Genomic DNA, 21,615 nt, shown 5'->3' with positions numbered 1-21,615 from the left:
GTGGCCCAAGGCTGCGGGGAAGAGAGAAGAACGCCAGAAGGCGCGGACACATAAAAATGGGGCCTCTTTCGAGGCCCCTTTTCTTTGCCGGGCTCAGACGAGCTTGTCGCAGGCGTCGGCGATGCGTTTCAGGGCTTCCGTCAATTCCGCTTCCGACGTGGCGTAGGAGATGCGGAAATAGGGGGAGAGGCCGAAGGCGGAGCCGGGCACGACGGCGACATGGGCGTCTTCGAGGAGATAATCTGTGAAGTCGCTGTCGGCCTCGATGCGCTTGCCCTTCGGCGTCGTCTTGCCGATCATGCCGGCGCAGCCGGAGAAGGTGTAGAAGGCGCCTTCCGGGGTGCGGCAGGCAAGGCCGGGAATGGCGTTCAGCGCCGAGACGACGAGGTCGCGGCGGTGCTTGAAGCTTGCCTGGCGGTCCTTCAAAAAGTCCTGCGGGCCGTTGAGGGCCTCGACGGAGGCGGCCTGGCTGACAGAGGAGGGGCAGGAGGTCGCCTGGCTCTGTATGACGGCCATGGCCTTGATCAGCGCCTTCGGACCGCCGGCATAGCCGATGCGCCAGCCGGTCATCGCATAGGCCTTCGAGACGCCGTTGATCGTTAGCGTGCGGCTTTTCAGGCGTGGCTCGATGGCGACGGGCGTCACGAACTTGAATCCATCGTAGACGATGTGTTCGTACATGTCGTCGACCATCAGCCAGACATGCGGGTGCTTCAGGAGCACGTCGAGCAGCGGCCGGTAGTCGGCTTCGCTGTAGGCGGCGCCTGACGGGTTGGACGGCGAGTTGAGCAGCACCCAGCGCGTCTTCGGCGTGATCGCCTTTTCCAGCTGTTCGGCCTTCAGGCGAAAACCGGCTTCCGCGTCGCAGGGGATCAGCACCGGCACGCCGCCGCAGATTTCCACGATGTCGGAATAGGAGGTCCAGTAGGGCGTCGGGATGATCACTTCGTCGCCCGGATTGACGCTCGCCATGAAGGCGTTGAACAGGATCTGCTTGGCGCCCGTCGCGACGGTGACTTCGTCGAGTGCGTAGTCGACGTTGTTTTCGCGCCGAAACTTCTCCGAAATCGCCTTCTTCAGCGCCGGGGTACCGTCGAGCGCGGTATACTTGGTGTCGCCGCGGTCGATGGCGGCCTTGGCGGCTTCCTTGACGTTGTCGGGCGTATCGAAATCAGGCTCACCGGCGCCAAGGATGATGACCGGCAGGCCGTCCTTCTTCATGGCAGCAGCGCGCGCGCCGATCTGCAGGATTTTTGAAACGCCGATAGAGGCTATGCGCGAGGCGGGCTGGAAGCCCGCCTCCTCGATCTTGTTCTGACTGTTCATATCGGTTTACTCGATATCGAAGGAGACGCCCTGGGCGAGCGGCAGGGCCTTCGAGTAGTTCACCGTGTTGGTGGCGCGGCGCATGTAAGCCTTCCAGGCGTCGGAGCCGGATTCGCGGCCGCCGCCGGTTTCCTTCTCGCCGCCGAACGCGCCGCCGATCTCGGCGCCCGAGGTGCCGATGTTGACGTTTGCGATACCGCAATCCGAACCGTCGGCCGACAGGAAGCGCTCGGCTTCCTGGACGTTGAGCGTGAAGATCGACGAGGAAAGACCGGCCGAGACGGCGTTGTGGTCGTCCAGCACGGCGTCGAAGTCGGAATACTTCATGACATAGAGGATCGGCGCGAAGGTCTCTTCGAGAACCGGGCCGGCCTGCTTCGGCATTTCGACGATGGCCGGCTTCACGTAGTAGGCCGTGTCCTTGCCGGCCTCAGTGACGCGCTCGCCGCCGGTGACGGAACCGCCCTCGGCCTTGGCCGCTTCCAGCGCCTTCTGCATGTTGTCGAAGGCCTGCTTATCCACGAGCGGGCCGACGAGGGCCGAGGTCTCCAGCGGGTTGCCGACGGAAACGCTGGTATAGGCCTTCTTCAGGCGCGGCACGAGCTGGTCGTAGACGCTGTCGTGCACGAAGAGGCGGCGCAGCGTCGTGCAGCGCTGGCCGGCCGTGCCCATGGCGCCGAAGGCAATCGCGCGCAGCGCCATGTCGAGATCGGCGGACGGGCAGACGATGCCGGCATTGTTGCCGCCAAGTTCGAGGATCGAGCGGGCGAAACGCTTGGCCAGACGCGGGCCGACTTCCTTGCCCATGCAGGTGGAGCCGGTGGCCGAGACGAGCGCGACCTTGGGATTGTCGACAAGGGCTTCACCGATGGCGCGATCACCGATGAGGACCTGGCTGAGGTTTGCCGGCGCATCACCGAAGCGGGCGAGAGCACGCTCAAGGATGGCCTGGCTGGCGAGTGCCGTCAGCGGGGTCTTTTCGGAGGGCTTCCAGACGATGGAATTGCCGGCGACGAGGGCCAGCGCCGCATTCCACGACCAGACGGCGACCGGGAAGTTGAAGGCGGAGATGATGCCGACGACGCCGAGCGGGTGCCAGGTTTCCATCATGCGGTGGCCGGGGCGCTCGGTGGCGATGGTGAGGCCATAGAGCTGGCGGGAGAGACCGACGGCGAAATCGCAGATGTCGATCATTTCCTGCACTTCGCCGAGGCCTTCCGAGGTGATCTTGCCGGCTTCGATGGAAACGAGGCGGCCGAGATCGGCCTTGGCGGCGCGCAGCTCTTCACCGAGCAGGCGCACGAGTTCGCCGCGCTTGGGGGCGGGCACGAGGCGCCATGCCTTGAAGGCTTCATGGGCGGCGTCGATGGCCTTGTCGGTCTCTGCGCTGGAGACGGTCTTCAGCTTGCCGATTTCCTCGCCGCTGACCGGGCTGAAGGAGGCCATGTCGCCACCCTGCCAGGCGCTGCGGGCAACGCCGAGCTTGTCGAGAAGGGCTTCGGTTTCCTTTTTCACGTCGACTGTCGTCATGGGGTATCTCCCTGTTATCTCTCAGAATGTCATGGCGCCGAGCGGACCCGGCGAGGTGATGGTTTTCAGCCCGGCCGCGAGCTCGCGGAGCTTTTCCGGGGTGTATTGGTCGTAGAAGGTCTGGTTCTTGCGGCCGATGGCATGTTCGGCGCTAAAACTGCCGCCGAAGTTTTCGACGGCGACGGTGAAGACCCATGCGCGCAGGTCCGCCTCGAAATCGGGATCGGCAAGGCGCGGGTCGTCCTTGGCGACGACGAGGTTGAAGTGCACGCCGCCATCGCCGATATGGCCGAAGTCGCAGATCGTGACGTCCTCGAAATGCTCCGGCATCTCGGCCTTCATATGGGCGAGGAAGGGCATGATGTCACCCCGGCGAAAGGACAGATCGAAGGCGATCAATCGCCCGCTATGCTTCACGCCTTCGGACAGCGCGTGGCGCAGCGCCCAGATCTCGTGCGGCGGGCCGACGAAGGCATCGGCGAGCGGCGCATCCTCGCGTTCCCAGATCGCGGCAAGCACTTCCTCCAGCACCGCATCGAGCGGCTGTTCGCCTTCGCGTGGCGGGGTCGAGCGGGAGATTTCGGCGAGGATGACGAAATCGGGCACCACGCCGCCCTGGAAGGGATTGCGCAGCGAGGGCACATGGTCGAGGGCTGCGCTGATCGCGTTGCCGGACATGCCCTCGAAGGCCGAGAGGTAGCTGCCGAGCGCATCTTCCATGGCGACCAGCAGTGTCGCGACCTCAGCGGGCGAGGAGGGCACGAGCAGGGCGGTTGCGGACTGCTTCGGCGCAGGCTCCAGGTTGAGAACGCATTCCGTGATGATGCCGAAGGCGCCCGAGGTGCCGATGAACAGATGCTTCCAGTCGACGCCGGTGTTGTTCTTGCGCAGGTCCGAGGACAGGTCGAGCACGGTGCCGGCTTCGTCGGCGAGCACGACGGTGAGGCCCAGCGTGTTGCGGCGCACGTCGCCGTAGCGCAGGAAGCGCGAGCCGCCGGTGTTCGTCGCGATCATGCCGCCGAGGCGCGGATCGGCGCCGAGGTCGATCGGGAAGAATAGGCCGGTGTCTTCGAGCTTTGCGTTGAGGTCGGAGAGGCGAACGCCCGCGCCGGCCTTCACCGAGCGGTTCACCCGGTCCAGCTCGAAGGGGGCCGTCAGGCGGTCGAGGCTTAGAACGCCCTGTCGGCCGCTGTCGTCGGGTGTCGAGCCGGAAACGAGGCCGGTATTGCCGGATTGCGGGACGAGCGCGATGCCGTTCTGCACGCAATAGGCGACGATGGCGGAGGTCTCGGCGGTCGTCGCGGGTCGGGCGACGAAGGCGGCGCTGCCCTTGTCGTAGCGCGCGCCCGTCTCATAGGCCGCCCTATCGCCGGGCGCGGTGAGAAGGCCCTTCTCGCCGAGTAGGCTTTTCAGCGTTTCGATATGGCGCGCCTCGATCATCCGCTTGTCCCCTATTCCGCAGCGGCCGCCATGTTGACGATGCCGAGGCACTTTTCAAGCGAGGCGCGCTCGATGCCGGCATAGTGGGCGAACTCGTCGAGGACGGTGGCGCCGAGATCGCGTTCGAACATCACCTGGTTGGGGCTTGCGACGAAATCCTGCGTGGCGTCGTCGCCAAGGTTGGACTGGAAGATGCCGGCGGCGCTGACCGGCAGGAAATCCTCATAGACGATGGGGTCGAACTGGATGAGGCCGGCTTCGATCGCGGTTTCGAGGTCGGCGCTGCGGTCGGAGGACGCCTTGCCTTTTTCCGTCAGCGAATAGCGGAAATAGCCGAGGCCGGCCTTGCGAATACCGTCCCAGGTGTCCGGGAAGGCCTTGAAGACGTCGGCAAGCGCTGCCTCGTATTCCGCGGCGTTGGAGCCGTCGGCGGCCGGGCGCACGCGGGCGCGGGTATCGTTCAGCAGCTTGTCGTAGAGCGCGCGGCCCTTCGGGGTCAGCGCCACGCCGCGCTGCTCGATCTCGCCGAAGCGGGCGGTGTGCGAGCCCTTCTGCCAGCTGCCGTCCGCGCCGATGAAGGACACGGCCTCTTCCAGCGCCTTGAACGAGGTCTGGCGCAGCAGGATGGGGCAGGTGCGGGTCGGCGGACCCTCGACGATGGCCTTGGGCGCGATGCCTTCTTCCGGCATGCGGGCCTGCACCTTGTCGATATCGAGCGTGCGCGGCGTCAGGTGGTTGATGTGCGGGCCCTTGAAGGACACCACGTCGGCGATCAGGCGGTGCGCGTCGTGCAGGCGCTTGTACATGTCGGCGCTGACGATGGCATGGTCGTGCCAGCGGAAGGTTTCCAGCACTTCCGCCACGAAACGGGCGGCGTCGTCCTCACCGAGGCCGCCGTCACGCTCGGCCTTTTCGACCAGCCGGACGGCCTCGTCGGTGAAGATCTTGCGCGCTGCGAGCACGGCGGCGGCCTCTTCCCGGAGCTTTTCATCGGCGATCAGGTCGAGACGCAGCAGCGAGGTGAAGACGCGGAAGGGATTGCGGCTCAGGCTCTCCGCGCCGACCGGGCGGAAGGCCGTGGAGTGGACCGGCACGCCGGCCGTCGACAGGTCGTAATAGCCGACCGGGAACATGCCCATGACGGCGAAAACGCGGCGCATCATGGAAAGCTCTTCCGGCGTGCCCAGGCGGATGGCGCCGTGGCGCTCTTCCGAGATGCGGTCGAGCGAATCGGTCGCCTCCAGGCGTTCCTTCAGATGCGGATCGGCGGCGAGCGTCTCGTCGTTGACCCTGGCGACCAGCGCCATCAGCGTGCCATAGGCCGGAACCTCGTCGCGGTACATGGCCGACATGGCGGCGGAGAAATCCGAGCGGATCTTGTCGGCGGAAAGGATCGAATTTGCCTGCATGGGAAGTTGTCTCATCTGTTTGACGCGATTCCGGACGGAAAACCGTTTCACACTTTTCCTGGAATTGCTGTACAAGGTGGGAGGCCCTGTTCATTCTCAAAACGGATCATACCGGATCGTTTCCTTGAGTGATTGCGACCGTTCTGACTATGTTGATGCGAGGAATGAATGAAGCTCAGTCGAAGGCTGATCCCCGACGTCACCACGCTGCAGGCGTTCGAATGCGCCGCACGCCATGGCTCCTTCACGCAGGCCGCGCACGAGCTGAACCTCACCCAGAGCGCCGTCAGCCGCCAGATCAAGGATCTGGAGGAACAGCTCGGCGTGCTGCTCTTCGAGCGTGTGCGCCAGCGCGTGGTGCTGTCGGATGACGGGCGGCGCTTCCTGCCGGAGGTGCGCAAGCTCCTGCACCAGACGGAAGAGACGATGCTGCGCGCCATGGCATCCGCGTCGTCGGAACACAGCCTCGCCATCGCGACCCTGCCGACCTTCGGAAGCCGCTGGCTGACGCCGCGCATCCCCGGCTTCCTCGCGCAGCATCCCGGCACGATCATCAACATCGCCTCGCGCTCGGCGCCGTTCGATTTCGACGAGGAGAATTTCGACCTCGCGATCCATTACGGCCAGCCCGTCTGGGCGCGCGCCTCCTGCTCCTATCTGTGCAGCGAGATCATCCTGCCGGCGGCAAGCCCGGATCTCCTGAAGTCCTGGGCCCCGTCGGAGCCGAAGGATCTGGAAACGGCGCCGCTGCTGCATCTCGCCACCCGGCCGAAGCTGTGGGCGCAATGGTTCGAGCTGAACGGCGGATCGGCCGATACCGCCTATCGCGGCCACCGCTTCGACCAGTTCTCGATGGTGATCGAATCCGCGGTCGCCGGCCTCGGCTTCGCGCTCCTGCCGAAATACCTGATCGAGCAGGAGCTTGCGAGCGGACGCCTTGCCGTCGTCTTCGACCGGCCGATGGAGACGGAGAACAGCTACTATCTCGTCGTGCCGGAGGGCAAGCTAGAGAACCCGCTCAGCCAGGCGTTCCGGGCCTGGATCGCCGGGCAGGTGCCGGCCTGACAGCCCGCCGGCATCATGCGGTGGGGGCATGACCCGGTTCGCAATTTTTGCTTTAGTGAGAAAGCCGCATGGTCGATGCTGTGCGGACAATCCTCCTTGTGAAAAGACACACCACGATGCTCAATGATCCGCGCTCCCATGGCCTCTGGGAGATGACCGCCCCGCCCGCCCCCGACACCGTCGCCTTCTCCGGAAAGGCCGAAGCGGATGTCGTCATCGTCGGCGGCGGCTATACCGGGTTTTCCGCAGCGCTCCATCTGGCCGAACGCGGCACGGGGGTCGTCCTGCTGGAAGGCGCGGAGATCGGCTATGGCGGGTCGGGCCGCAATGTCGGCCTCGTCAATGCCGGCATGTGGGTGATGCCCAACGAACTGCCGGGCGTTCTCGGCGATGTCTACGGCAGCCGCCTGCTCGATGTTCTCGGCAACGCGCCACGCCTCGTCTTCGACCTCGTCGAAAAACACGGGATCGACTGCGAGATCAATCCGGCCGGCACGCTGCATTGCGCCGTCGGCCAATCCGGCCTCGACGAGCTGAAGCAGCGCGCCGAGCAATGGTCCCGCCGGGGTGCGCCCGTGCGGCTGCTCGATGCGGCGGAAACGGCCACGAAGGTCGGCACCGACGCCTATGCCGGCGCCCTGCTCGACATGCGCGCCGGCACGATCCAGCCGCTCGCCTATGCGCGCGGCCTTGCCCGCGCCGCCATTGCGGCCGGCGCGCAGGTGTTTACCGGAAGCCCGGTGACGGGGGCGGAGCGCAACGGCGCCCGCTGGACCGTGAAGACGGCGCGCGGCGACGTGACGGCCGATTGGGTGATCGTGGCGACCAATGCCTATACCGTCTCCCCCTGGAACGTGGTGCGCACGGAACTCGTGCACCTTCCCTATTTCAATTTCGCCACGGTGCCGCTGTCGGCCGAAATGCAGGCGAGGATCCTGCCGGAGCGCCAGGGAGCATGGGATACGAAGGAGGTGCTGTCCTCCTTCCGGTTCGACAAGCGCGGCCGGCTGGTCTTCGGCAGCGTCGGCGCTCTGCGCGGCACGGGGCTCGGCATCCACAAGGCATGGGCGCGCCGTTCGCTCAGGAAGCTGTTTCCCGGCATCGGTGACGTCGCCTTCGAGGCGGAATGGTACGGCAAGATCGGCATGACGGCAGACAACCTGCCGCGCTTCCACCGGCTGGCCGATAACGTCGTCGGCTTCTCGGGCTACAATGGCCGCGGCATCGCGCCGGGCACCGTCTTCGGCCGCACGCTGGCCGAGCTCGTGTCCGGCCGCATCGCGGAAGCCGACCTGCCGCTGCCGGTCACCGACCCGCAGGCGCAATCCTTCCGCTCCGCGCGGGAGGGTTACTACGAACTCGGCGCCCAGGTGGCCCATTTCGCAGGCGCGCGGTTCTAGACGATGCCACAAACAAGACGCCCGGCCGAAGCCGGGCGTTCTGCGTTTTTGGGCCAGCCTCAGTGCTTCGCCGGCAGGCGCGGCAGGAAGATCGTGAGGATGCCGAGAAGCGGCAGATACGAGCAGATCTGGTAGACGAAGTTGATGCCGTGGCTGTCGGCAACGCCGCCGAGCAGGGCCGCACCCAGGCCGCCCGCGCCGAAGGCGAAGCCGAAGAAGATGCCGGCGATCATGCCGACGCGGCCCGGCACCAGTTCCTGCGCGAAGACGACGATGTTGGAGAAGGCCGAGGAGAAGATCAGGCCGATCAGCACCGTCAGCGCGCCCGTCCAGAACAAGTTGGCATAGGGCAGCATCAGCGCGAACGGGATGACGCCGAGGATCGAGAACCAGATCACGAAGCGCGTGCCGAAGCGGTCGCCGATCGGCCCGCCCATGAAGACGCCGAGCGCGGAGGCGCCGAGGAACAGGAAGAGCATCAGCTGTGCCTGCTGCACATCGAGCCCGAAACGGCCGATCGTGTAGAAGGTGAAGTAGCTCGAGATGCTGGCGAGATAGGCATTCTTCGTGGTGGTCAGGAGGACGAGGACGGCGAGCGCCCAGGCGACGCGGCCGCGCGGCAGCGGCAGGTCGCGGCTGGCGGCGGGCCGGCCGGCGGCCAGGCGGCGCTCGCCGGCATACCAGTTGCCGACCCAGGTCAGGATCGTCATGCCGAGCAGGGCGGCGACCGAAAACCACGCGACGCTGGACTGGCCGAAGGGCAGCACGATGAAGGCGGCGAGCAGCGGACCGAGGGCGGTGCCGGCATTGCCGCCGACCTGGAACATCGACTGCGCCAGGCCGTGGCGACCGCCCGAGGCGAGGCGCGCGACACGCGAGGATTCCGGGTGGAAGATCGCCGAGCCGAGGCCGATCAGGCAGGCGCCGAAGACCAGCACGGGGAAGGAATGCGCATAGGCCAGCATGATCAGGCCGCAGAAGGTGCTGCCCATGCCGACCGGCAGCGAGAAGGGCATCGGCCAGCGGTCCGTCACGATGCCGACGGCCGGCTGCAGGAGCGAGGCCGTGACCTGGAAGGCGAGCGTCAGGAAGCCGATCTGCATGAAGTCGAGCGCGTAGTTCGCCTTCAGCAGCGGATAGAGCGACGTCAGGAGCGACTGCATGATGTCGTTCAGCATGTGGCAGGCGCTGACGGCGATGATGATGGAATAGGATGTGGTGGCGGCGCTACGGGGCGCCGCGGGGACGACAGTCGACATTTTTTCCTCGAGGTTTCGACCCGGACAGGTTTTTTCTTGCTGAATTACAAGGATTGCCTGCGGCCTGCTTTCGTGCTGAGGTCCATTTCTTACGCGATTGGGCCAAAGATGGAAAAACTCACGGAATCCCGCCTCAAGACGCTGATTGAGGAGCATGTCCGCAATCTTGCCCGCATGGAGCAGTCGAACGAGGACGTTCTGGTGCACAGCACCGACGTTCCGGGCGGCTATACCGTTCCGCCGCACCATCACCGCCGCACGCAGTTCCTCTGCGTTTTCTCCGGCGTCGTGCTGGTCGCGACGGATCGCGGCCGCTGGATGATCCCGCCGGGCCACGCCCTGCTCATCCCGCGCGGGCTGGAGCATTCCGTCGAGATGTATTCGGATGTCAGCATGCGCTCGGTCTATATCTATTCGCCCGAGGGACGCGCGGCGGCGCGCGAGCCCGTCGTGCTGGAGGTGACCGATCTCGCCCGCCAGCTCATCGCCGAGGCGCTGCGCAAGGGGGCGGTGGCCGAAGACCGGGTGCGGGGCGAACTGGTGATGGCCCTGCTGCTCGACGAGATCGGCCGCCTGCAGGAGCGCCGGCTGGGCCTGCCCTTTCCGGCGAGCGGCCGGCTTGCCGGGCTTTGCCGCGATTTCGTCGCGCAGCCTTCGCCGGCCGCCAAGATCGACGACTGGGCGCGTCGCCTCAACATGAGCCGGCGCACCTTCACGCGCTTCTTCCGGCAGGAAATGGGGGTCAGCTTCGTGACGTGGCGCCAGCAGGCCTGCCTTTTTGCCTGCCTGCCGCGCCTTGCGGCCGGCGAGCCGGTGACGCGGGTGGCGCTCGATGCCGGCTATGAAAGCGTGCCGGCCTTCACCACCATGTTCAGGCGCATGCTGGGGGCGGCACCGCGCGCCTATCTGACGAGCCGCGAGGCGGCCTAAAGTCTCAAAAAGACCGACAAAGGACGTGATCGGGGGGCTGTTTTCCGCGGGCTTTTGGGATTAGGAAGGGCTGCGGGACCCAAACCGGGCCGCAAACCGGGAGCGCTGGCCGCACGGGAGAGGGGCATGAAAAAGATATCGGTCATCGGCATCGGTGCGGGCAACCCCGAGCACATGACCATTCAGGCCATCAATGCGCTGAACCGGGCGGATGTGCTGCTCATTCCGCTGAAGGGCGACGAGAAGGCGTTCCTGGCCGATGCGCGCCGCGATATCTGCGCGCGTTTCCTCACCAATCCCGGCTGCCGCGTCCTGGATTATGCCGTGCCGGTGCGCAATGCCGACGGCGTCTACGAAGACGGCGTGCGCGACTGGCACCAGGCCATCGCCGCCATCTACGAACGCACGCTCCTGAACGAACTCGGCGACGACGAGACGCTCGGCCTGCTCGTCTGGGGCGATCCGATGCTTTACGACAGCACGCTGCGCATCGTCGATCACGTGCGCGCCGCCGGCCGCGTCGCCTTCGAGATGGAGGTCATTCCCGGCATCACCAGCGTGCAGGCGCTCTGCGCCGGCCACGGCATCGCGCTCAACCGTATCGGCCTGCCCGTCGAGATCACCACCGGCCGCCGGCTGGCGGAGGGCTGGCCGGCGGCGACGCGCGATGCGCTGGTCATGCTGGATGGCGTGCAGGCTTTCAAGACGGTGCAGGACCCCGACGCGGAAATCTGGTGGGGCGCCTATCTCGGCACCCCGCACGAGATCCTGCTGTCGGGCCGGCTTGCCGACATGGCCGAGACGATCACGCAGACCCGATCCAGGGCGCGGGCCGAACACGGCTGGATCATGGACACCTACCTGATCCGCCGCCCCGTCGCCGATGCCGGGGAGGACGCAGCATGACGGCCGCGTCCCACCGTATCGATACCGACACCCTGCGCCGCGGTGCCTGCCCCTCGCTTGCCGCGCCCATGCAGACCGGCGACGGCCTTCTCGTGCGCCTTCGGCCCGTCGCGCCTGCGCTGACGGCGGATGATCTGCTCGCACTCGCCAGCCTCGCGCGCGAAACCGGCAACGGGCTTATCGAAATCACCGCACGCGGCAATATCCAGCTGCGCGGTCTCACGGGCGCTTCGGTGCCGCGTCTGGCGCAGGGCCTTGCCGCCGTCGGCATCGTGCCGCAGACCGGCGTCGCGATCGAGACGCCGGCGCTGTCCGGTATCGACCCGTCCGAAATCGCCGACGCCACGCCGATGGCCGATGCCTTGCGCGCCGCAATCGCGGCTGCCGGGCTTACTCTCGCGCCGAAACTCGCCATCGTCGTGGATGGCGGCGGCGTGCTGTCGCTTGCCGATATGGTTGCCGATATCAGGCTCGATGCCGTCGTGGCGAATGAGGGCACCGTCTGGCGCCTGGCCGTCGGCGGCGATCGCGAAACGGCGCGTTCCGCCACCCTTCTGGCTGCGGATGCCGTTATCGACGGCACGATGGCCGTCATCGCCGCGCTGGCGGCCGCAGGTCCGGCGACGCGTGGCCGCGATCTGGACCTTCCGACCCTGAGCGCCAGCCTCCCCGAGGGGGAGACGGGGCAGGAAACGCTTTCCTGGTCCAAATCCGGCCCACGGCATCCGATCGGCAAACACAATATCGGCGGCCATCCGGTTCTCGGTGTCGCGCCCGCCTATGGCCAGATGCATGCGGATCGCCTTGCAGCCCTCATTCAAAGCCTCTCGGCCTGCGGCGCCACGGAGTTTCGTCTTGCGCCGCACCGCACCCTTCTGGTGCGCGGCCTTTCGGAAGACGGGCTGGTCGCCGCACAAGGGGCGGCTGAGCGCGAAGGCTTCTGGTGCACGGATCAGGCGCCGGGGCGTTCTGTCTCGATTTGCGCCGGAGCCGCAGGCTGCGCGTCCGCAAGCTTCGATACGCATGCCGCAGCCGATGCCGTGGCGGCCCACGCGGCCGGCCTGCTCGACGGCTCCGTCGATGTCCATGTTTCCGGGTGCCCCAAGGGCTGCGCCCATCCGGCGCGCGCGGCCGTCACGCTGTGCGGCACGGCGGGTGGCGTCGGCCTTGTCATGAGCGGCAAGGCATCCGATCCGGTGCTGGCAACCGTTCCCGCCGAGGGCTTCGTGCCGGCGATCCAGCGTCTCGGCGCCCTCTTGTCCAATCGCCGCGCCGAAAGCGAGACGGCGAAAACCCTTCTCGACCGCACGGCGCCCGACACCATCGTTTCCGCATATCAAGGCCATCCATGACTGAATACGACTACATCAAGGATGGCATGGCCATCTACGAGAAATCCTTCGCGATCATCCGCTCGGAGGCCGATCTTGCGCGCTTTTCCGAGGCGGAGGCCGATGTCGCGGTGCGCATGATCCATGCCGCCGGCCTCGTCGAGGCAGCACGGCATTTCGTCTTCTCGCCGGATTTCGTGTCGTCGGCGCGGGCCGCGCTTCAGGCCGGTGCGCCGATCTTCTGCGACGCCGAAATGGTGGCCCGCGGCGTGACCGCCGCCCGCCTGCCGGCCGGCAACGACGTCATCTGCACGCTGCGCGATCCGCGCACGCCGGAACTGGCAGGCGAGATCGGCAATACGCGCTCGGCCGCCGCCATCCGGCTCTGGCTGGAGCGCATGGCCGGCTCCGTCGTTGCCATCGGCAATGCGCCGACGGCGCTGTTCTACCTGCTTGAACTGCTGCGCGACGGCGCGCCGAAGCCGGCGGCCATCCTCGGCATGCCGGTCGGCTTCGTCGGCGCGGCGGAATCGAAGGATGCCCTGGCCGAAAATTCCTACGGCGTGCCCTTCGCCATCGTGCGCGGCCGTCTCGGCGGCAGCGCGATGACGGCCGCCGCCCTCAATTCGCTGGCGAGGCCGGGCCTATGAGCACGATGACGGGACGACTCTATGGCGTGGGCACGGGACCGGGCGACCCGGAACTGCTGACGCTGAAGGCGGTGCGGGCGATCGGCGAAGCTGATGTGCTCGCCTATTTCGCCAAGGCCGGCCGCTCCGGCAACGGGCGCGCCATCGTCGAGGGCCTGCTGAAGCCCGGCATGGCGGAACTGCCGCTCTACTATCCCGTGACGACGGAAATCGACAAGGGACACGACGACTACAAGGGCCAGATTACCGGCTTCTACGATGCGTCGGCCGACGCGGTCGCCGCGCATCTGGCGGCCGGCCGCACGGTCGCGATCCTCTCGGAGGGCGATCCGATGTTCTACGGCTCCTACATGCATCTGCATGTGCGGCTGGCCCATCGCTTCCCGACGGAGGTCATTCCCGGCATCACGGCGATGTCCGGCTGCTGGTCGCTCTCCGGCCTGCCGATCGTGCAGGGCGACGACGTGCTGTCCGTCCTGCCGGGCACGATGGCCGAGGGCGAGCTGGAGCGCCGGCTGGGCGACACGCAGGCCGCCGTCATCATGAAGGTCGGCCGCAACCTGCCGAAGATCCGCCGCGCGCTCGCAAGCGCCGGACGCCTCGGCGAGGCCGTTTACGTCGAGCGCGGCACCACGCCGTCGAGCATGTCCATTCGCCTGTCCGAAAAGCTCGACGACACCGCGCCCTATTTCTCGCTGGTGCTCGTGCCCGGCTGGGGCGGGCGGGCATGACGGGCAAGCTCTTCGTGATCGGCACGGGGCCGGGCAATCCCGACCAGATGACGCCGGAAGCGCTGCGGGCGGTCGAGGCGTCCAGCGAATTCTTCGGCTATTTTCCCTATATCGACCGCCTGAACCTCAGGCCCGACCAGATCAAGGTCGCCTCCGACAACCGCGAGGAGCTGAACCGCGCCCAGGCGGCGCTGACGCGCGCGGCCGCCGGGGTGAATGTCTGCGTCGTCTCCGGCGGTGATCCCGGTGTCTTTGCCATGGCGGCCGCGGTCTGCGAGGCGATCGACGCGGGGCCTGAGGAATGGAGAACGGTCGACCTCGTCGTCGTGCCCGGCGTCACCGCCATGCTGGCGGTCGCCGCCCGCATCGGCGCGCCGCTCGGGCATGATTTCTGCGCGATCTCGCTGTCCGACAATCTGAAGCCCTGGGAGATCATCGAGAAGCGGCTGCGCATGGTTTCCGAGGCGGGCCTCGTCATCGCGCTCTACAATCCGATCAGCAAGGCGCGGCCCTGGCAGCTCGGCAAGGCGTTCGAGATCCTGCGCGAGACGCTGCCGGCCGAAACCCCCGTCATCTTCGGCCGCGCGGCGGGCCGTCCCGACGAGCGCATGCTGGTCATGCCGCTGCGGGAAGCCGAGGCGGAGCGCGCCGACATGGCGACCTGCGTGGTCATCGGCTCGCCGGAGACGCGCGTCATCGCCCGCTCCGGCCTGCCCGACCTCGTCTACACGCCGCGCTTCCTCAGGGACGAGAGCAGATGATCGGCGAGCCGCTCCGCTTCCTCGGCCGTTCCGGCGCGATGCCCGTCATCGGCCGCCGCCCGCTCGACGAGCACGACGGGCAGGCCGAGAATGCGCGCGGCGACGATCTTGCCGTGGGTGGCCTCGCCGCCGGAATTCTTGCTGACGATCACTTCGATCCGGTGTTCGCGAAGAAGAGCGACCTCGTCTTCCACCGCGAAGGGGCCGCGCGCCAGCAGGTATTCGACCTGCGGCGCATCGAGCGGCGGGTCGACCGGATCGACGCTGCGCACGAGATAGCGGTGCTGCGGCGCGGCGTCGAAAGCCTTGGCCTCCTGCCGGCCGATGGCGAGGAAGACGCGGCGCGGGTCTTTTCCGAGCGCTGCGACGGCGTCGGCCATCGTGGCGACGCGCGTCCAGCGGTCGCCGTCCGTTTCGTCCCAGCCGCGACGTTCCAGTCGCAGAAGCGGAATGCCGGTTTCCCGGCTTGCGGCACGGGCATTGGCGGAAATCTGCCGGGCGAAGGGATGCGTGGCGTCGATCAGGAGATCGATCGCCTGCGCGCCGAGATAATCGACGAGGCCGGCCACGCCGCCGAAGCCGCCGCTGCGCACCGGCACGGGCTGCGGGGCGGGGTCGATCGTGCGGCCGGCAAGCGAGAGCGTTACGGCGAGATCGTCGCGTTTCGCCAGGCGCGCGGCGAGTTCGCGGGCCTCTGCCGTTCCGCCCAGTATGAGGATGCGTTTCTTGTCCACGCCTGATCCGACCCTTTCGACGGCCGCCCCGTGGCTTTCCATCGTCGGGATCGGCGAGGATGGTCTAGCGGGTCTGGGTGACGAGGCCAAGGCCGCCATCTCCGCCGCGACCGTGGTTTTCGGCGGCGCGCGGCACCTGGAGCTCGCCGACAGCGCCATTAACGGCACGCGGCAGGGCTGGCTCAGTCCGTTCGAGCGGTCGGTGGAGGCGGTGCTTGCCGCCCGCGGTCATCAGGTCGTCGTGCTCGCCTCGGGCGATCCCTTCTTCTACGGCGTCGGCGTCACGCTGTCGCGCCGCATTCCCCGCGAGGAGATGCGGGTCTTTCCCGCGCCCTCGGCCTTCAGCCTCGCGGCCTCGCGCCTGGGCTGGGCGCTGCAGGACACGGTCTGCGTTTCCCTGCACGGTCGCCCCGACGATCTCATTCGCCCGCACCTGCATCCGGGCGCGCGCATCCTGGCATTGACATCCGACAGCGACGGGCCGGCCGCGCTCGCTGCCCTTCTTGCCGAAAGCGGGTTCGGCGAATCGCGGCTTACGGTGCTGGAAGCGCTCGGCGGGACACGCGAACGTGTCAGCCATCACACGGCCGGGAGATTCGCGCTCGTGGGTGCGGATATGCTCAATGTCTGCGCGGTAGAGGTCGCGGCCGCGCATGATGCGCGCATCCTCGCTTTTACGCCGGGGTTGAACGACGCGCTCTTCGAGCATGATGGGCAGATCACCAAGCACGAGGTCCGCGCGCTGACGCTGTCGGCGCTGGCGCCGCGCCGGGGCGAGCTCCTTTGGGATATCGGCGCGGGGTCGGGCTCGATCGGCATCGAATGGATGCTGGCCGACCCGTCGCTCAGCGCCATCGCCATCGAAGGCCATCCCGAGCGCGCTGGCCGCATCCGCCGCAATGCCGGCAAATTCGGCGTGCCGGGGCTTGCCGTCGTCGAAGGCACGGCGCCGGATGCGCTGGCCGGGCTTGCCGCGCCGGATGCCGTTTTCATCGGCGGCGGCGGCAGCGAGGCGGGCGTGATGGACGCGGCGATCGCAGGGCTCAAGCCCGGCGGACGGCTCGTCGCCAATGCGGTGACCACGGAAATGGAGGCGGTGCTGCTGGCGCATCATGCCCGGCTCGGTGGCGTGCTCATCCGCATCGATATCGCACGCGCGTCGCCCGTCGGGCAGATGACGGGCTGGCGGCCGGCCATGCCGGTCACGCAATGGCGCTGGGTCAAACCGGCCGAACAAGTCGAGGACTAGCACATGACCGTTCACTTCATCGGCGCTGGACCGGGTGCCGCCGACCTCATCACCGTGCGCGGCCGTGACCTCATCGGCACATGCCCGGTCTGCCTCTATGCCGGCTCCATCGTCTCGCCCGAACTCCTGCAATATTGCCCGCCCGGCGCGCGCATCGTCGATACCGCGCCGATGTCGCTCGACGAGATCGAGGCGGAGTATCTCAAGGCCGCGGCAGCCGGTGAGGACGTGGCGCGGCTGCATTCCGGCGACCTGTCCGTCTGGAGCGCGGTTGCCGAGCAGATCCGCCGGCTGGAGAAGCACGGCCTCGCCTATACGATGACCCCCGGCGTGCCGTCGTTTGCGGCGGCCGCAGCGGCGCTCGGCCGCGAGCTGACCATTCCCGCCGTGGCCCAGAGCCTCGTTCTCACCCGCGTTTCGGGCCGCGCGTCGCCGATGCCGAACCGCGAGACGCTGCAGGGATTCGGTGCGACGGGCGCGACGCTTGCCATCCACCTCGCCATCCATGCGCTCGACCAGGTGGTGACGGAACTGACGCCGCTCTACGGCGCCGATTGCCCTGTCGCGATCGTGGTGAAGGCCTCCTGGCCGGATGAGCGCGTGGTGCGCGGCACGCTCGCCGACATCGCTGCCAAGGTGGCGGAAGAGCCTATCGAGCGCACGGCGCTGATCTTCGTCGGGCGGTCGCTCGGGGCCGAGGATTTCCGCGAAAGCTCGCTCTACGACCCCGCCTACCAGCGCCGCTTCCGCGGCCGCGGGGTGTGATTATTCGGCAGCTGCGACGGCGTTGACCGGCACGTAGTTCAGCACTGGACCAAGCCAGCGTTCCACCTCGGAAACCGCCATGGCCTTGCGGCGGGCATAGTCCTCCACCTGGTCGCGTTCCACCTTGGCGACGCCGAAATAGTAGCTTTCGGGCGAGGCGATATAGAGGCCCGAAACGGAGGAGCCAGGCCACATGGCGTAGCTTTCCGTCAGTTTGACACCGATCTGCTGTTCCGCGTCGAGAAGGCGGAACAGTGTCGTCTTTTCCGTGTGATCAGGCTGCGCGGGATAGCCCGGTGCCGGGCGGATACCGGCATAGGGCTCGCCGATCAGGTCGGTCGGGGCGTAAGTCTCGTCCGGCGCGTAGGCCCAGAGTTCCTTGCGCACGACCTCATGCATGCGCTCGGCGAAGGCCTCCGCGAAACGATCGGCCAGCGCCTTGACGAGGATCGAGTTGTAATCGTCGTTCGCCCGCTCGAAGCGCTCGGCAATGGCGATCTCGCCGATGCCGGCCGTCACGACGAAGCCGCCGAGATAATCGGGTTTGCCGCTGTCGACGGGCGCGACGAAATCGGAGAGCGCCACGTTCGGCCGGCCGTCGCGCTTGGAGAGCTGCTGGCGCAGCGTGAAGAATGTGGCCAGCTCCTTATTGCGGGCCTCGTCGGTGAAGAGCCTGATATCGTCGCCCACGGCGCCGGCCGGCCAGAAGCCGACGACGGCTTTCGGTGTGAACCACTTTTCCGAAATGATCTTCTCCAGCATCGCCTGCGCGTCCGCAAAGAGCTGGCGGGCAGCAGGGCCCTGCTTCTCGTCGTCGAGGATCTTCGGATAGACGCCCTTCAGCTCCCAGGTCTGGAAGAACGGCGTCCAGTCGATGTAGCGGGCGAGGTCCGCGAGGTCCCAATCCTGCCAGACGCGCGTACCGAGGAAGGAGGGCGTCTTCGGCTGGTAGGCCGACCAGTCGGCCCTGAACGCGTTGTCGCGCGCCTTGGCGATGGGCAGGCGCTGCTTTTCGGCCTCGCTGCGGGCATGGGCATCGGCCACCTTGCGGTACTCCGCCTGAAGCGTCTCGACATAGCCCGGCTTCATGTCGGCGGAGAGCAGGCTGCCGACGACGCCGACGGCGCGGCTGGCATCGGTGACATAGACCGCCTGGCCGCGATCGTAGCGCGGATGGATCTTGACGGCGGTGTGCACGCGGCTCGTCGTGGCGCCACCGATGAGGAGGGGAATGTCGAAGCCTTCGCGCTCCATCTCCGCGGCGACATGCACCATCTCGTCGAGCGAGGGGGTGATGAGGCCGGAGAGGCCGATGATATCAACCTTCTCGGCCTTCGCCGTCTCGAGGATCTTCGTCGCGGGCACCATGACGCCGAGGTCGATGATCTCGTAATTGTTGCAGGCGAGCACGACGCCGACGATGTTCTTGCCGATGTCGTGCACGTCGCCCTTGACCGTCGCCATCAGGATTTTTCCCGCACTCTGGCGTTCGCCGCTGCCGCCATTGGCGCGCTTTTCGGCTTCCATGTAGGGCAGGAGCACGGCGACGGCCTGCTTCATCACACGGGCGGACTTCACGACCTGCGGCAGGAACATCTTGCCCGCGCCGAAGAGGTCACCGACCACGTTCATGCCGGCCATCAGCGGTCCCTCGATGACGTGCAGCGGACGTTCTGCGTTCTGGCGGGCTTCTTCGGTATCCTCTTCGACGAATTCGGTGATGCCGTTGACCAGCGCATGTTCCAGCCGCTTCTCGACCGGCCATTCGCGCCAGGCGAGATCGCGCTCCTTGGCTTCCTTGCCGGCCGCGCCCTTGAAGCGTTCGGCGATGTCGAGCAGCCGTTCGGTGGCGGTGCCGCCGGCCTTCGGCTGGCGGTTCAGCACCACGTCCTCGCAGGCCTCGCGCAGGTCCGGTTCGATCGTGTCGTAGACGGCGAGCTGGCCGGCGTTCACGATGCCCATGTCCATACCGGCCTGGATGGCGTGGTAGAGGAAGACCGCGTGCATTGCCTCGCGCACCGGCTCGTTGCCGCGGAAGGAGAAGGAAAGGTTGGACACGCCGCCCGAGATATGGACATGCGGCAGCGTGCGCGTGATCTCGGCCGTCGCCTCGATGAAGTCGACACCGTAATTGTCGTGCTCCTCGATGCCCGTCGCCACCGCGAAGATGTTGGGGTCGAAGACGATATCCTCGGGTGCGAGCCCGGCAACCTCCGTCAGCAGCCTGTAGGCGCGCGTGCAGATTTCCACCTTACGGGCCCTGGTGTCGGCCTGTCCGGTCTCGTCGAAGGCCATCACCACGACGGCCGCGCCATAGGCGCGCACGAGCCTGGCGTGGTGCAGGAAGGCTTCCTCGCCTTCCTTCAGCGAGATGGAATTGACCAGCGGCTTGCCCTGCACGCATTTCAGGCCGGCCTCGATCACCTCCCATTTGGAACTGTCGATCATGACGGGCACGCGGGCGATATCCGGCTCGGCGGCGATGAGGTTGAGGTATTCCACCATCGCCCTGCCGGAATCGATCAGGCCCTCGTCCATGTTGATGTCGATGATCTGGGCACCGTTCGCGACCTGATCGCGCGCAACGTCGAGCGCTGCGGCATAGTCGCCGGCGGTGATGAGCTTGCGGAATTTTGCCGAGCCCGTGACATTGGTGCGCTCGCCGACATTCACGAAGGGAATGGCGTCGGTCAGCGTGAAGGGTTCGAGGCCGGACAGGCGCATGTGGCGCGGGATGTCGGGGATTTCGCGCGGCTTGTGGCGCGCGGCGGCCGCGGCGATGGCGCGGATATGGTCCGGCGTCGAGCCGCAGCAGCCGCCGACGATGTTGACCAGCCCGTCGCGCATGAAGCCTTCGATCTGGGCGGCCATTTCCTCCGGGCTTTCGTCATACTGGCCGAAGGCGTTGGGCAGGCCGGCATTCGGATAGGCGCAGACGAAGGTCTGCGCGACGGCGGAAATCTCGGCGAGATGGGCGCGCATGGCATTGGCGCCGAGCGCGCAGTTGAGGCCGATGGAGAAGGGATCGGCATGGCGAACCGAATTCCAGAAGGCCTCTGGCGTCTGGCCGGAGAGCGTGCGGCCGGAGAGATCGGTGATCGTGCCCGAGATCATGACGGGCAGGTGGATGGCCTTTTCCGCGTAGACCTCGTGCGTGGCAAAGATCGCCGCCTTGGCATTCAGCGTGTCGAAGATCGTCTCGATGAGGATGATATCGGCGCCGCCGTCGATGAGGCCGCGCACCTGCTCGGCATAGGCGATGCGCAGGTCGTCGAAGGTCACGGCGCGATAGCCGGGATTGTTGACGTCGGGCGAAATGGAGGCGGTGCGGTTGGTCGGCCCCAGCGCGCCGGCCACGAAACGGCGCTTGCCGTCCTTCTGCTCGGCGCGCAGGCCCGCGCGGCGCGCAAGGCGGGCGCCGTCGCGGTTCAGCTCATAGACCATGTCCTCCATGCCGTAATCGGCCTGGGCGATGGTGGTGGAGGAAAACGTGTTGGTCTCGAGGATATCGGCGCCAGCGAGCGCATAGCGGTAATGGATGTCCTCGATGGCGCCCGGCTGGGTCAGCGTCAGCAGGTCGTTGTTGCCCTGCTGGTGGCAGGCGCAATCACCGAAACGGTCGCCGCGGAAATCGTCTTCCACCAGCTTCAGCGTCTGGATCTCGGTTCCCATCGCGCCGTCGAGCACGAGGATGCGTTCGCGCGCGGCGGCCTTGAGGGCGGCGAGGACTTCGCTTCCGTCGCGCGGCGGCTGTTCGGGGCCGAACAGGTCGTCCAGGTGGGAATTGGCCATGGGAGAACCCTCCGGTACTTTCATTCAGTATCGGAGATCACATAAAGATATCTTTATGTCAACATATGTTTCGTGTTTCTGCCTAATGTAGCGGCCCGTCCGCGCCCGCCAGCGACGTGAACAGCGCCTTCAGCCGCGCGATATCAGGGTCGGGATTGTCGAGTCGTGCGAGCTTGTGCACTTCCTTCAGCGCCTCGGCGGCGAGGTCGGCGTCGCGCGGCTGCCAGAGAATCCAGGAAATGAACACGGATTCCGGGTTGCCGGTGCCGGATGCCTGTTTTTCGGTGAATTGAAACATGTCTTTCCCCAATCGGATCATTGGGGGATGGCCGGACGC

At 66.8% G+C, this 21,615-nt stretch carries 18 protein-coding genes; 10 read left to right on the top strand and 8 right to left on the bottom strand.

Annotated elements, in window-relative coordinates:
• Nucleotides 1-93 precede the first annotated feature (93 nt).
• The 4 genes from K6301_RS14395 to hglS are packed head-to-tail and all read right to left on the bottom strand — an operon-like array spanning nt 94 to nt 5,705.
• On the bottom strand, nt 94-1,326 hold the full coding sequence (locus tag K6301_RS14395; protein WP_247217876.1) for a pyridoxal phosphate-dependent aminotransferase: 1,233 nt from the start codon (nt 1,324-1,326) through the stop codon (nt 94-96).
• A gap of 6 nt (nt 1,327-1,332) precedes the next feature.
• Nucleotides 1,333-2,856, bottom strand: a complete 1,524-nt coding sequence (gene amaB / locus K6301_RS14390; RefSeq protein WP_247217874.1) for an L-piperidine-6-carboxylate dehydrogenase — start codon at nt 2,854-2,856, stop codon at nt 1,333-1,335.
• Nucleotides 2,857-2,877: 21 nt separating this feature from the next.
• On the bottom strand, nt 2,878-4,296 hold the full coding sequence (locus tag K6301_RS14385) for an FAD-binding oxidoreductase (protein WP_247217872.1): 1,419 nt from the start codon (nt 4,294-4,296) through the stop codon (nt 2,878-2,880).
• Nucleotides 4,297-4,307: 11 nt separating this feature from the next.
• Nucleotides 4,308-5,705, bottom strand: a complete 1,398-nt coding sequence (hglS, locus tag K6301_RS14380) for a 2-oxoadipate dioxygenase/decarboxylase HglS (RefSeq protein WP_247217870.1) — start codon at nt 5,703-5,705, stop codon at nt 4,308-4,310.
• Between the two features lie 168 nt (nt 5,706-5,873).
• On the opposite strand from hglS, the gene K6301_RS14375 reads away from it, so the two are divergent.
• Both K6301_RS14375 and K6301_RS14370 read left to right on the top strand, forming a co-directional pair.
• Nucleotides 5,874-6,770, top strand: coding sequence for a LysR family transcriptional regulator (locus K6301_RS14375; protein ID WP_160871780.1), 897 nt, complete (start codon nt 5,874-5,876; stop codon nt 6,768-6,770).
• Nucleotides 6,771-6,886: 116 nt separating this feature from the next.
• Nucleotides 6,887-8,170: an NAD(P)/FAD-dependent oxidoreductase gene (locus K6301_RS14370; protein ID WP_247217868.1), complete on the top strand. Its 1,284-nt coding sequence runs from the start codon at nt 6,887-6,889 to the stop codon at nt 8,168-8,170.
• 59 nt (nt 8,171-8,229) lie between these two features.
• Here K6301_RS14370 and K6301_RS14365 read toward each other — a convergent pair whose 3' ends face one another.
• On the bottom strand, nt 8,230-9,429 hold the full coding sequence (locus K6301_RS14365) for an MFS transporter (RefSeq protein ID WP_247217865.1): 1,200 nt from the start codon (nt 9,427-9,429) through the stop codon (nt 8,230-8,232).
• Nucleotides 9,430-9,537: 108 nt separating this feature from the next.
• Here K6301_RS14365 and K6301_RS14360 point away from each other — a divergent pair, with 108 nt between their 5' ends.
• From K6301_RS14360 to K6301_RS14335, 6 genes are all read left to right on the top strand, one after another.
• Nucleotides 9,538-10,359 carry an AraC family transcriptional regulator gene (locus K6301_RS14360; RefSeq protein WP_247217864.1) on the top strand — a complete coding sequence of 274 codons (822 nt, stop codon included), beginning with the start codon at nt 9,538-9,540 and terminating at the stop codon, nt 10,357-10,359.
• 126 nt (nt 10,360-10,485) lie between these two features.
• Complete coding sequence (cobF, locus tag K6301_RS14355) at nt 10,486-11,265, top strand: precorrin-6A synthase (deacetylating) (RefSeq protein ID WP_247217863.1); 780 nt, start codon at nt 10,486-10,488, stop codon at nt 11,263-11,265.
• Nucleotides 11,262-12,617, top strand: a complete 1,356-nt coding sequence (gene cobG, locus K6301_RS14350) for a precorrin-3B synthase (RefSeq protein WP_247217862.1) — start codon at nt 11,262-11,264, stop codon at nt 12,615-12,617. The genes cobF and cobG overlap by 4 nt, the downstream gene beginning before the upstream one ends.
• The gene (locus K6301_RS14345) at nt 12,614-13,246 is read left to right on the top strand and encodes a precorrin-8X methylmutase (protein ID WP_247217861.1); all 633 of its coding nucleotides are present in this window, start codon (nt 12,614-12,616) and stop codon (nt 13,244-13,246) included. The genes cobG and K6301_RS14345 overlap by 4 nt, the downstream gene beginning before the upstream one ends.
• Entirely contained in the window at nt 13,243-13,977 is a 735-nt protein-coding gene (locus K6301_RS14340; protein ID WP_247217860.1) for a precorrin-2 C(20)-methyltransferase, read from the top strand. Before K6301_RS14345 ends, K6301_RS14340 begins: the two co-directional genes overlap by 4 nt.
• Nucleotides 13,974-14,738 carry a precorrin-3B C(17)-methyltransferase gene (locus K6301_RS14335; RefSeq protein WP_247217859.1) on the top strand — a complete coding sequence of 255 codons (765 nt, stop codon included), beginning with the start codon at nt 13,974-13,976 and terminating at the stop codon, nt 14,736-14,738. The genes K6301_RS14340 and K6301_RS14335 overlap by 4 nt, the downstream gene beginning before the upstream one ends.
• Here the strand turns inward: K6301_RS14335 and K6301_RS14330 are convergent.
• Nucleotides 14,702-15,472: a cobalt-precorrin-6A reductase gene (locus tag K6301_RS14330; protein WP_247217858.1), complete on the bottom strand. Its 771-nt coding sequence runs from the start codon at nt 15,470-15,472 to the stop codon at nt 14,702-14,704. The two genes, K6301_RS14335 and K6301_RS14330, sit on opposite strands and share 37 nt — an antisense overlap.
• On the opposite strand from K6301_RS14330, the gene cbiE reads away from it, so the two are divergent.
• Nucleotides 15,456-16,721, top strand: coding sequence for a precorrin-6y C5,15-methyltransferase (decarboxylating) subunit CbiE (gene cbiE, locus K6301_RS14325; protein ID WP_247217856.1), 1,266 nt, complete (start codon nt 15,456-15,458; stop codon nt 16,719-16,721). The two genes, K6301_RS14330 and cbiE, sit on opposite strands and share 17 nt — an antisense overlap.
• Before the next feature lie 3 nt (nt 16,722-16,724).
• Complete coding sequence (gene cobM / locus K6301_RS14320; RefSeq protein WP_247217853.1) at nt 16,725-17,486, top strand: precorrin-4 C(11)-methyltransferase; 762 nt, start codon at nt 16,725-16,727, stop codon at nt 17,484-17,486.
• Here the strand turns inward: cobM and metH are convergent, their stop codons facing one another.
• On the bottom strand, nt 17,487-21,278 hold the full coding sequence (metH, locus tag K6301_RS14315; RefSeq protein WP_247217851.1) for a methionine synthase: 3,792 nt from the start codon (nt 21,276-21,278) through the stop codon (nt 17,487-17,489).
• A gap of 82 nt (nt 21,279-21,360) precedes the next feature.
• Nucleotides 21,361-21,576: a hypothetical protein gene (locus K6301_RS14310; RefSeq protein WP_247217849.1), complete on the bottom strand. Its 216-nt coding sequence runs from the start codon at nt 21,574-21,576 to the stop codon at nt 21,361-21,363.
• Nucleotides 21,577-21,615: the final 39 nt, after the last annotated feature.

Source organism: Shinella oryzae (genome assembly GCF_023038235.1).
GTDB classification, from domain to species: domain Bacteria; phylum Pseudomonadota; class Alphaproteobacteria; order Rhizobiales; family Rhizobiaceae; genus Shinella; species Shinella sumterensis.
The sequence above is the reverse complement of the archived record's forward strand: the minus strand, read 5'-3'. Positions and strand labels throughout refer to the sequence as shown.